This window comes from Pandoraea sp. NPDC090278, assembly GCF_044772185.1.
Classification (GTDB): Bacteria; Pseudomonadota; Gammaproteobacteria; order Burkholderiales; family Burkholderiaceae; genus Pandoraea.
Genome location: NZ_JBIVYJ010000018.1, coordinates 1 through 11,969 on the forward strand (window position 1 = coordinate 1; position 11,969 = coordinate 11,969).

General features: G+C 52.0%; 7 protein-coding genes and 2 pseudogenes. 6 read left to right on the forward strand and 3 right to left on the reverse strand.

The genetic code is table 11. The features are described 5' to 3' along the window. The 4 genes from ACIQWO_RS26810 to ACIQWO_RS26825 form a co-directional block, all read left to right on the forward strand. Positions 1-2,232, forward strand: a 2,232-nt coding sequence (locus ACIQWO_RS26810) for a beta strand repeat-containing protein (RefSeq protein WP_402830735.1), incomplete at its 5' end; no start/stop codon positions are given. 3 nt (positions 2,233-2,235) lie between these two features. After that, positions 2,236-3,183: a UDP-glucuronic acid decarboxylase family protein gene (locus ACIQWO_RS26815; RefSeq protein ID WP_402830737.1), complete on the forward strand. Its 948-nt coding sequence runs from the start codon at positions 2,236-2,238 to the stop codon at positions 3,181-3,183. Then, on the forward strand, positions 3,180-4,814 hold the full coding sequence (locus ACIQWO_RS26820; protein ID WP_402830739.1) for a glycosyltransferase: 1,635 nt from the start codon (positions 3,180-3,182) through the stop codon (positions 4,812-4,814). Before ACIQWO_RS26815 ends, ACIQWO_RS26820 begins: the two co-directional genes overlap by 4 nt. Positions 4,815-5,436: 622 nt before the next feature. Then, complete coding sequence (locus tag ACIQWO_RS26825; protein ID WP_402830741.1) at positions 5,437-7,089, forward strand: AMP-binding protein; 1,653 nt, start codon at positions 5,437-5,439, stop codon at positions 7,087-7,089. Between the two features lie 607 nt (positions 7,090-7,696). Here ACIQWO_RS26825 and ACIQWO_RS26830 read toward each other — a convergent pair. Next, a complete protein-coding gene (locus ACIQWO_RS26830) occupies positions 7,697-8,041 on the reverse strand; it encodes a hypothetical protein (RefSeq protein ID WP_402830742.1) in 345 nt (114 codons plus the stop codon). A gap of 222 nt (positions 8,042-8,263) precedes the next feature. On the opposite strand from ACIQWO_RS26830, the pseudogene ACIQWO_RS26835 reads away from it, so the two are divergent. Then, a pseudogene (locus ACIQWO_RS26835) lies at positions 8,264-9,310 on the forward strand (IS3 family transposase). A gap of 205 nt (positions 9,311-9,515) precedes the next feature. Here the strand turns inward: ACIQWO_RS26835 and ACIQWO_RS26840 are convergent. Next, entirely contained in the window at positions 9,516-10,460 is a 945-nt protein-coding gene (locus tag ACIQWO_RS26840; RefSeq protein ID WP_402830743.1) for an N-acetylmuramoyl-L-alanine amidase, read from the reverse strand. Positions 10,461-11,172: 712 nt separating this feature from the next. On the opposite strand from ACIQWO_RS26840, the pseudogene ACIQWO_RS26845 reads away from it, so the two are divergent. After that, positions 11,173-11,379 (forward strand): annotated as a pseudogene (locus tag ACIQWO_RS26845) (transposase); the annotation flags it as partial. Between the two features lie 146 nt (positions 11,380-11,525). On the opposite strand, the gene ACIQWO_RS26850 reads toward ACIQWO_RS26845, so the two are convergent. After that, positions 11,526-11,969: IS5 family transposase (locus ACIQWO_RS26850; RefSeq protein ID WP_402830745.1), on the reverse strand; the 444-nt coding region annotated here is incomplete at its 5' end.

Below are 11,969 nucleotides of genomic sequence, written 5' to 3' on the forward strand. Positions count from 1 at the left end.
CAGCTGGGTAATGCGTCGGCCGCTAACGGTTCGCTGGCCGCTGCCTCGGCGTTCAACAACTACACGGTCAGTGGGCAGTTCGCCAATGCGTCGGCGGGTAATCAGACGGTCAACCTTAATGCCGCACTGACCGATACGACCAACTACACGTTGACTTCGGGCAGTCAGACGAACACATCTGCCTCGATCAACAAGGCAATTGTTACGGTACTGGGTGTTTCCGCCAGCAATAAGGTGTACGACACCACAACCAACGCCAACGTAAGCGCGAGCAATGTCGTCGTCTCAATGGGAGATTCGACTCGCGCCGACGGGACGACACTTAACTCGACAAATGCCAGCGCTGTCGTCCTTGGCGGCAGGTTTGCCAATGCGTCAGCCGGTAAGCAAACGGTCAATGTCAACGCTACGCTGGCGGACTCTACCAACTTTACGCTGGATTCGAGTAGTCAAACCCAAACGAACGCCACCATCGCCAAGGCGAATGTGACGATCGCCGGTGCTCAGGCCAACAACAAGGTCTACGACACGACCACCAACGCCAGCCTGTCGAACAACGGCACGGCAACGGTGCAGCTGGGTAATGCGTCGGCCGCTAACGGTTCGCTGGCCGCTGCCTCGGCGTTCAACAACTACACGGTCAGTGGGCAGTTTGCCAATGCATCGGCGGGTAATCAGACGGTCAACCTTAATGCCGCACTGACCGATACGACAAACTATTCAGTTGCCGCAGGCAGCCAGACGAACACCACGGCCACCATCGCCAAGGCGAATGTGACGATCGCCGGCGCTCAGGCCAACAACAAGGTCTACGACACCACCACCAACGCCAGCCTGTCGAACAACGGCACGGCAACGGTGCAGCTGGGTAATGCGTCGGCCGCTAACGGTTCGCTGGCCGCTGCCTCGGCGTTCAACAACTACACGGTCAGTGGGCAGTTCGCCAATGCATCGGCGGGTAATCAGACGGTCAACCTTAATGCCGCACTGACCGACACGACAAACTATTCAGTTGCCGCAGGCAGTCAAACCCAGACAAGCGCAACCATCGCAAAAGCCAATGTGATCATCAACAACCTGACGGTGTTCGATAAAGTCTACGACGGAGCGAGAAACGCGTCTTTGAAAAATACAAATGCGACAGTTCAACTTGGAAACCCCACAGCGGCAAACGGAGAACTTGCAAACTCGACGATATTCTCAGGTTTTGCGGCCAGCGGGGAATTCGTCAACGCGAGTGCCGGCGAGAAAAAGTCCGTGACAATCCAGATCACTCCGCAAGACACAACCAATTACACGGTCAGCGGCATAACACAGTTCAGTACCACGGCTAACATTGCCAAGGCTCACGTGACGGTATCGAACGTGAGAGCAAACGATAAGGTATATGACACGACAAAAAATGCCAGTCTCATGAGTTCTGGCATCGCCTTTGCACAACTGGGAAATGCGTCGGCAGCCGACGGCTCTCTCGCCCAAGCCACAGCATTCAAAAACTACACCGTTCAGGGCCGTTTCGCTAATGAATATGCAGGCCCTCAAACCGTCGAATTGATTACCGCCCTTGCGGATGCCACCAACTTCACCGTCGCGTCGAACAGCCAGACTACCGCTATCGCAGTGATTGCTAAGGCAAACGTCACATTTTTCGGCGCACGTGCGAGCGACAAAACCTTTGACGGAACTACTACAGCAAACATTAGCGGCGGCTTCGCAACTGTTCAATTCGGAGATCTAACAAGAGCAGATGGAACGCTGGCCGGCTCTCAGCCATTTTCTTCTTTCAGGTTAAGTGGAAATTTCTTGTCCCCTAATGTCGGCAAGCACCTTGTCAAACTTAATATCTTTCTGAATGATACGGAGAATTTTGCGCTATCGGCGGATAGTCAACTCTTTACAGACGCATCAATCCTTTCGCTCGATCGCCAGCGCTCGAGCGCACTGGACGTAAATAACATCGCCAGCCCCAGTGGAAATACGCTCAACGTTGGGAACCTGCTGAGCCAGTCGGCTGTACCAGATAAACTGGGGGTGAAATCTAATGGCATGGCGGATAAACAAATCATCAATTTAAACTTACAGACTTCGATTGGTGAGCTCAACAGCGCAAAACCTCTCATTTCCATTGTCAACGATGGAATTCGATTGGCACCTCAAACCCCAATCCCTGTTATCGAAAAAATCATAAATGAAGACTTTAATGCCCAGAAACGAAAAAATGATTCATTATAAAAAATGAAACGAGTGCTCATCGCAGGTGGCGCTGGATTTATTGGTTCGCATTTGTGCGAACTTCTCGTCAAGCAGGGCAATGAAGTCATTTGCATCGACAATTTTTATACGGGTTCAAAAAGAAATATCTCTCGACTTCTTGATTTTAATAATTTCGAAATAATTCGGCATGACGTAACTTTTCCAATATATTTGGAGGTTGATGAGATATACAATTTGGCATGCCCCGCATCTCCAATTTATTATCAAAATGATCCCGTTCAAACATTGAAAACATGCGTTCACGGTTCCATAAATTTGCTCGGATTATCGAAAAGATTGAAGGCAAAAATATTTCAAGCGAGCACAAGTGAAGTGTACGGTGATCCCGAATCCAGTCCGCAATCCGAGTCATACTGGGGAAGAGTTAACCCAATCGGAATTCGTAGTTGTTATGACGAGGGAAAGCGTTGTGCCGAAACGCTTTTCTTCGATTATCACCGTCAGCACGGTGTCTCCATTAGGGTGGCAAGAATTTTTAATACGTATGGCCCTCACATGCGTCACGATGACGGTCGCGTAGTAAGCAACTTTATCGTTCAAGCATTGCGCGGAGACCCAATATCCGTGTACGGAGATGGAAGGCAAACACGAAGTTTCTGTTTTGTTTCAGATATGATAACTGCGATTACAAAATTCATGGAAGTTTCAGAAGAATTTTGTGGTCCGTTGAATCTTGGAAATCCAGTTGAAACGACGATTATCGACGTTGCCCGGCAAGTTGTCGATCTCACTGGATCAAAAAGCAAAATCGTTCATTGCCCACTCCCTTACGACGATCCACGTCAAAGAAAACCTGACATTTCAAAGGCGAAAAAAGTTATAGATTGGGAACCTAACATAGATCTGCGGTCCGGCCTTATCCAGACAATTGAGTATTTCGAAAAAGACCTTTCCGGGACGACAGCATGAGAAATGACTATTTCCAATCGGCGATCGAGAAAATGCGTCGCCCAGAGCAAATGGGGATCATCTGCATTGACATTACTAACAAATGCGACTTGCGATGTTCGAATTGCACTCGATTGCTTGCCAATCAAGACGCACTCTATGACATGACATTGGATAACTTCAGGTTGGCCGTGCAAAGCCTGCACGACTACCCGGGGACTATTGCTGTCATAGGCGGAAACCCGTGTATGCATCGCGATTTTGAGGAGATTTGCAGGATTTTTTCGGACGAAATACCTGACAAAAAGCGACGAGGTCTATGGACAAATAACGTTTTCAAATTTGCTGATCTGGCGAAGGAAACATTTGGCGTTTTCAACCTAAACCCCCACAACGACTCGCGTGGCATACAATCTTTAGAACCTCTTAAGGAACTTGGGTGGTACTACTCAGGACATTCGGAACACTCGAGCTTGTTGGCTGGCGTCCAGGATTTTTACGAACCTGAGTCAATGTGGTCATTGATCGCTCAATGCGACGTGAACCAACAGTGGTCCGCATCCATAATCCAAAACAAGGGAGTGCTTCGCGCCTACTTCTGTGAGGTCGCGGCTTCGTTCGACCTCGCCAGGGGGGAGGATAACGGAATTGAGGTTACACCAGAATGGTGGCGCCGTCCCATGTCGGACTTCGCTTCCCAAGTCAACAACTTCTGCCCCAAGTGTGGAGTACCGGGACGATTTGCCGCTCGGCTTGACAGCGACGAAACCGACACCTATAGCAAGACAAACGCGGACCTCGCCCTGAAATCGGCCAAAAGGAAAAAACGAAAGATTATCGAAATCACGCCAGAATTCGGCGCGACTCCGACACAACACAAAGTGACACAGTATTCAACAAATCTATATACAAATCGGCCAAAAATTGCAGTGATCACACCGTACTTCAAGGAACCCATTGAAGTTTTACGCCAGTGCCACGAAAGTGTCAGATCACAACAGGTCGAGGCCGACATAGTACACTTCATGGTTGCTGACGGAGTTCCGATATCTGAATTAGATGGTTGGAAAGTTGAACATATTCGATTGACGCGATCTTACCGCAATAACGGCAATACACCTCGCGCAATTGGCACACTTTTGGCCGATGCGCAAGGGTTTGATTTCGTGGCACTCCTTGATGCGGATAACTGGTTCTACCCGGATCATTTGAAAAGTTTGATGCAACTTCATCTGAATACGCAGAGCCAAATATGTTGCTCTTGGCGAACGTTCCACCGTGAGGATGGTTCGATGCTTAACATCACTGAACAAGATGAGAACGATTTTCGACACGTGGACACGAGTTGTTATTTGATCGCAAAATCAGCGTTCTCTATAAATCAGGTCTGGGCACAAATGCCGGGCGCGGTTTCGTCAATTTGCGATCGAGTGTTTCTTCAGGCGATTGCTCATCACCGCTTTAGCGTCTCATTCTCCAGAAGCAGAACCGTGGCATTTCGTACTACATACGCAGACCACTACGTAGACGAGCCACCGCCGGAAGCTGGCCTTTACAAGAAATCACTAATCTCGAGCGCTCAAAATTACTTGCTTTCCGCAGAAGGAGTTCGAATTTGCGTTAATCGTTTAGGTTTTTGGGTGCAGCCGTAAATTAATAAAATCAAAACTATATTATCAAATGAATTAACCATAAAATTGGCGAATATTTTGGGACCAAACACTGAATCGGATGCCTTTGTAGGGGGGGCGTGCATCAGCGCAGTTGTCAGCGGGCTGTTGCTACCCGCGTCTTCACAGATTCTCGACTTCTTTGATTTGCACGGCATACTTTTAATTATTGGTGGGGCGGTATGTGCAGCTTCCTTGATTCTTCTATTGCCTGTGCTGCCTGGATACCTGCGTCGTGATTCATGGAGTATTGCACATGCAAATCGAAGTTTATTGCGTGCTCGCTTATTTGGTCGCATTGCAGGAATTATTATCGGACTGGTAATGGGGGCTCCATTTTTCTTTATATTGTCAAAGTAAATGGCAATGAAAAAATCCATCAGCAAGCGATGCTCATGCGAAGGTCATTGCCTAACGCTTCTCCGTACAGCGGAAGGATCGGCGTAATGTCGAGTTGCTGGCATTCTAGATGAAACTTCACGCTGAATCCTTGCGAACCGAATGCCTGCGCGTTGCCTTCCCCCCCACACACGATATGCGATGAAACAACGCATCGAACGCCTGGCGCTCACGATGCGATAAAAACCAGTCCAAGGAGGCGCTCATGGATAAAGTCTGGCTCAAAAGCTATCCGCCCGGCGTACCGGCCGAGATCGACGTCAACACGTATCGTTCGGTGAACGATGTGTTCCTGCAAAGCTGCCAGAAGTTCGCAAATCGTCCGTCGTTCACCAATCTTGGTGTCACGCTGACGTTTGCCGACCTCGAGCGCAAGTCGCGCGACTTCGCCGCGTATCTGCAAAGCCTGCCCGGATTGCAACGCGGATCGCGCGTGGCCATCATGTCGCCGAACCTGCTCCAGTATCCAGTAGCCGTCTTCGGCATCCTGCGCGCGGGCATGGTCGTCGTGAACGTCAACCCGCTCTATACGGCGGGTGAACTCGAACATCAATTGAAGGACGCGGATTGCGGCGCGATCCTCGTCATGGAGAACTTCGCCGCTACGCTGCAAAAGGCGCTGCCGAATACACCGGTCAAGCACGTCATTACGACGGCCATCGGCGATATGGTGCCCGCGCCGAAGCGCTGGATCGTGAACTACGTCGTGCGTCACGTGAAGAAGATGGTGCCCGAGTGGAACATTGCGCACGCCGTGCCCTTCCGCAAGGCCATGGCGCAAGGCGCACGCGCCAAGTTCGAGGAAGCGCAGCTCGGTCACGACGACATCGCCTTCCTTCAGTACACCGGCGGCACGACCGGCGTGGCCAAGGGCGCGATGCTCACGCACTACAACATGATCGCCAACATGTTGCAGGCGCGCGCGTGGATCGGCTCGGGTCTCGAAGAGGGCAAGGAGATCATCGTCACGGCGCTGCCGCTCTATCACATCTTCTGTCTGACGGCGAACTGCCTGGTGTTCCTTCAGCTCGGCGCACTCAACCTGCTCATCACCAACCCGCGCGACATGCCTGGCTTCGTGAAAGAACTGGGCAAGTGGAAGTTCACGTTCATGACGGGCGTGAATACGCTCTTCAACGGTTTGCTCAACACACCCGGATTCGATCAGCTCGACTTCACCGCGCTCAAGTGCGCACTGGGCGGTGGCGCGGCCGTGCAACGCGCGGTGGCCGAACGCTGGCAGAAGGTCACGGGGCACCCGCTGATCGAGGCGTATGGGTTGACCGAGACGTCGCCTGCCGTGTGTATCAACCCGCTCGGCAGCGAGTTCAACGGCTCCATCGGTCTGCCGATTTCGTCGACCGAAGTCAGCATTCGCAACGATGCGAACGAAGCGCTGGGCTTCGGCCAGGAAGGCGAAATCTGCGTGCGCGGCCCGCAAGTCATGAAGGGCTACTGGCATCGTCCGGACGAGACGGCCAAGACCATTACGCCGGACGGCTGGCTGCGCACCGGCGACATCGGCACGATCGACGAACAAGGCTACGTGCGCATTACCGATCGCAAGAAGGACATGATCATCGTGTCGGGCTTCAACGTCTATCCGAACGAAGTCGAGAGCGTGCTCGCGATGTGCCCGGGCGTGCTGGAATCGGCAGTCGTTGGGGTGCCGAGCGAGCGGACCGGTGAGGCGGTCAAGGCGGTGATCGTCAAGAAGTCGCAGGACCTGTCGGAGAAGGCCATCATCGACTTCTGCCGTCAGCATCTGACGAACTACAAGGTGCCGCACGTCATCGAGTTCCGCACCGAACTGCCCAAAACGCCCGTCGGAAAGATTTTGCGTAGGATGGTGCGGTGAACCGAAAATTCATTCGTCGCCGCAAAAGGATTTTGATTTCGGTTTGTCATCAAAATTTTTGAAACGAAATCATGAACGCGAACACCCCAAATGCGACCCCAACCACTGTCAATAGACACCCAAATGAAAACAACCAAGCATATTTTCTGATATTAAAAAAAGATCCGAGCACGAGAAATAAAAGCCAACACATCCAACCAAACGCGATCAGAACTGCGCCACCACCCCAATGCTGCCCACCTCCGGCGTTTATCCGTCCCATTGCAATGCTCAGCATAAAAACAAATGCGCTGAATACCGCCCATATAAATAAGATCACACTCCCCCCTCTAGATGCGCGCCAGGTAATTATTAATATTTCGGCGAAGGCGTTGACAAATTAATTTGCGATAAGTCGAACAAAAAGCATTCAAAAAGCAACTTATAATTCCAGTTCTGCAAATGCACTCAAAAGCAAATTTCTATAATTTGACTGTGGATATATGGCGAAATCTCCGTAGCAGTCGATTGCGAATATTTATTCAATTTGTTTCAAAAAAAATCATAGGCAACGTTGCTTGATCATAAGATGCCTATTTATTGCTGCACGCTCGTAAATGGCGTGGAACTAGAGCACCACAGACTGCCAGGTAAGAAAAATATGTGAGAGCGTCGAAGTCCACGAAGAGCCTTGCTGCCGCTGTTGAATTGGCAGGCGATCAAGTTTTGCTTCGAGCACTTGGAGCGCTTCTTGAATAGTCGACGCATTGGCGACAGGCATCCATTCGGCGAGCCACAGTTCATTAATTTGCTTCAAATCTTCATATTTGGCACACGTCATTCGTCGAATTAGGTCGAGTTCGTGCTGGTGAGCTACCACGCAAACCCACACTTGCCTTTCCTTATTTACCCATGCCTCAAAAAAGAAACCATGATCACGAACCATTGCATCAAGTGATTTAAACATCAGCATTGCCTTTATTTTTCATTTTTAATGAAAATTTTCTACAGCATATATAAAAATATCATCATAATAAAAATTCTTGAATAGAAAAATATCTATAAATTTGACATTTATTGACAGGCATAAATATCACCTATCTTAAGCATTAAATAGCCTGGGAGACCTGTCCTGAAAATTTCGTACCAAAGACATCTCGAGATAATGGCTCCTCAGCTCAGACGAGGAGTTGGTATGAAGAAGAGTCGGTGCAACGATGAACAGATTGTACGGATACTGCGCGAGGCGGATCGGGATACGGTGCCTGAGGCGGCCAAACGTCACGGCGTGAGCGAGGCGTCGATTTTCGCTTTGCGAAAGCGCTTCGGCGAGATGGTCAGTGATGACGTCAGGCGCCTGAAAGCGCTCGAAGCAGAGAACGTCAGATTGAAGAGGCTGGTCGCGGACCAAGCACTGGATATTCAGGTCTTGAAGGAGATCGGCGCAAAAAAAGTGGTGAGCGTGTGCGCTTATGCAGATCAGTCGATCAAGCTTAGGCTACACACCAAAGATGCCCGAAAAAAATGCACCGGTGATTGAGGCAACGCGAACTTTGTCGGGGCAATTCCCGCGCTTCGGTTCACGCCGCATCCGAGTGTTGCTGGGGCCCGAAGGCATCGTCGTCGGCCGCGATCGATGTGCCTCGCTGTGGGCGCAGGCGGGCCTGCAAGCACCGAAGAAGCGACGCAGGCGCCGTGTGGCGGGCAGTCGTCCAGGCCTCATGCGCCGGCAACCCGCAACTCGGTGTGGCGCTATGACTTCGTATTCTATGCCTGTGCAAACGGCCAGCAAGTCAAATGCCTGACGGTGGTTGATGAATATACACGGGAGTGCCTGGCGATCGATGTGGCGGGATCCATTCGCTCACGCCGAGTCATTGATGTACTCAGTCGATTAATCAGCGTGCACGGCGCACCACGTTATCTCCGCTCAGACAACGGGCCGGAGTTTGTTAGTACAGCGCTTTTGAAATGGGCGGTCCAGGAGCAGATCGAGATGGCACTGATTGATCCGGGCAAGCCTTGGCAGAACGGCACCAACGAAAGCTTCAACGGAAAATACCGTGATGAACGTTTAGCGATGGAGTGGTTTCGCAACCTGATCGAGGCAAAGATCGTGATCGAGGACTGGCGGACTCACTACAACTAAGTTCGCCCGCATTCGAGTGTGCAGTACCAAACCCCGGCCGAATTTCGTCGGGCTAGCGAACGTAGTTCAACCACCGGGGCCGTGAATCTCTAGACGCCAGTGGTACGAAAATATCCGTCAGGTCACAGTACTGTACTCATGGACTTCTTCCTATGCTCAAATCATCTTAGACCAGAAGCGCTTACGATCCCGGCAGCAGTCCAACGAAAACGGGGATTGCGCCCACTGAATGAGCAATCGCCCACGACGCTTTCAAATATGGACTTACGCGTGCGCAGTACCCGCACCGAATTTTTCATCATGCGGTGCGACACGGCGGGCGTTTCGCACCGAAGTATTTTTCAAGCAGCGCATCCAGCACAGCCACCGTGTCGACGTCCGGCACTCCGTCGTAGCGGGCAGGGCAGAAGTGCATCTGAAACGATGAGATGACGCTAACAGTACGTGCGTCGAGTTCACCGCTCTGCGGCGCATCGTAGCCGTAAGCCAGCAACTTCGCCTGCAATTCGCCAATATCGTCGTGATATGGCGCGTTGTGGCGGTAATACTCGACCGTCGCTTCATCTGGCCAAGCTCCCACGCCATAATCCTCATATAGTCGTCGCCACGGAAAGTATGGACCAGGATCCACCTTGCGACCCGGTGCCACGTCAGCGTGGCCGACCACATGAGTTGGTGCGATGCCATGACGGGCTACGATGTCCGCTGCCAGCCTGCCCACAACGGCGATCTGCTCTGCTAAGTATGGATGCCAATCGCGCTTCATCAACGGCAGGTCGTCCTCGCCCTTGTCGTATCCATCCCCGTATCCGAGATTAACGATCTCGATGCCGATGGAGGTCCCGTTCACCAAGCGCTCGCCCAACCAGTAGCTCACGCCCGCATGATGTGCGAGCCTGGCCTCGGGTACCAGTGCAAATACAAGAAACCGACCATCGGGGCCAGCGGCGTCCGGAACCAAGTAGTGCGCGCTAACCCCCCTGGCCGGATCCGTCAAAATGTCAAGCGCATGGGCTAACGACGTAGCAGTGTAGTGCAGCACCAGCGTGTGGATGCGAGGTTCCTGATTTGGCGAGACAATCGACGGATCGACGGTGTAGCCTTGGTCGAATACGCGAGGCGAAGAGACCGCAGCGGAAGTGCTCGCCCCCCGAGTCACCGGAGGAATGATGAGTGCGATCGGCATCGCAGACGCCTTGATCAAAAAAGCGCGGCGCGCCATGAGTTTGCGATATCGGGTCATGAGCCATCCGTTTGTCGTGAGGCAGACGCGTCAACGAAACCTATTGACGATTAAGACACAACCGAAAATTGTGACTAGCCATTGTCGGAAAACTCCTGATGATGGAGCATGCCTCGACTCCATCGATATGCCGCAGCAGCTATCGCATGACGTGACGTGGTGCATTTCGGAATGTCCGATTACACCGTGACATACGTAACACGCAGCATTTCCTACGTTTGGCACTGAATTTATTTAATTCAATTTAGGCAACGCATGGCGGTTGAACTTGCAGGTCAGAAAAAATGTAAAAGGCGAAAATCACAACAAAAAAATAATCTACCAATAACCACCATTCGATTGCAAGAATCGCGCGAATACGACTCAAAATAAAATAGATTTTTTTCTAAATTACGTGCGGTGATGGCTACATCACCTCCTCGCTTCGTTTTGCGCGATTCGGCGCAAAACCTTGAATTCAACCAACGGATTGTAGATGCATACTCTGGAAAAGAACCCGGCTCAAAGACTTGCGATAAGCCTCAAGCTACCCGCTCGCGGCTGCTAGCTTCAAGCGCGACGGCTCGACATCGAACTCGTCAAAGCGGCAAGCTCGATTGTTGGTGCGGCATGCCCAAGCTCGGTGATTTGTCGCAGAGATGGTCTGGTTTAGAAAGTCCGGGCGGAACTAGATGTTAGTGTTTTGGCGTGAAAATTTTCTTGAAGGTTGGTGATGAAGTGCAAACAATACTCAGTCGAGCAGATAGTGGCAGTGCTTAAGCGGGCAGAGTTGGGTATGCCGGCAGCGGATCAGATACGTCAGCCGGGCATTTCCGAGCAGACCTTTCGCCGGTGGAAAAAGCAGTACACCGAGACCCAGTCGGAGCAACTTCCGGAGATCAAACACATGCAGGACGAGAATCGAGAGATCAAAAGGCTAGGGATGCTGTTCAGAACTCAATCCATCGCTCGGAGCCATAGACGCAGAGCCGAAGCGCAGCGAACGCTATAAAGTCTGGCGCGACTGCCGCGCCATGTGCCGCATGAAGGCGTCGATTGCCCGCCTGCTCTGGTGGCCTTTTGTGCTTACGTCTTGGCCTCGCGCATCAGTTGCCCACGTACCATCCACAGATTGCTCAGGGCGAACAGCGTATGCAACTGTTGCGTGTTCTTCATCAAGCCGCGATAGCGCACCTTGAGATGCCCGAACTGGCGCTTGATGACCCGGAACGGATGTTCCGCCTTCGCCCGGATGCGCGCCTTGACCCGCTCCAGCTCATCGGTGAGCTTGCCCACCAAGGTGGCCTTGTCCAAGGCGCGCCGCTTGCCCGGACGCAATGCCACGTGCCAACGCACCTTCAGCTTCTGCGTCTGTTCGCGTTTGTCTACGCCCTGATAGCCGGCATCGCCGAACACGTCGGCCTCCTTGCCATGCACCAGCGCATGCGCCTGCGTCACGTCGTTGACGTTCGCAGCGGTGCCCACCACGGTGTGCACCAGCCCCGAATCCGCATCGACGCCGATATGTGC

Coding starts and splice junctions, on each gene's coding strand:
- ACIQWO_RS26815 (WP_402830737.1), top strand. CDS start 2,236: ATGAAACGAGTGCTCATCGCAGGTGGCGCTGGATTTATTGGTTCGCAT.
- ACIQWO_RS26820 (WP_402830739.1), top strand. CDS start 3,180: ATGAGAAATGACTATTTCCAATCGGCGATCGAGAAAATGCGTCGCCCA.
- ACIQWO_RS26825 (WP_402830741.1), top strand. CDS start 5,437: ATGGATAAAGTCTGGCTCAAAAGCTATCCGCCCGGCGTACCGGCCGAG.
- ACIQWO_RS26830 (WP_402830742.1), bottom strand. CDS start 8,041: ATGCTGATGTTTAAATCACTTGATGCAATGGTTCGTGATCATGGTTTC.
- ACIQWO_RS26840 (WP_402830743.1), bottom strand. CDS start 10,460: ATGACCCGATATCGCAAACTCATGGCGCGCCGCGCTTTTTTGATCAAG.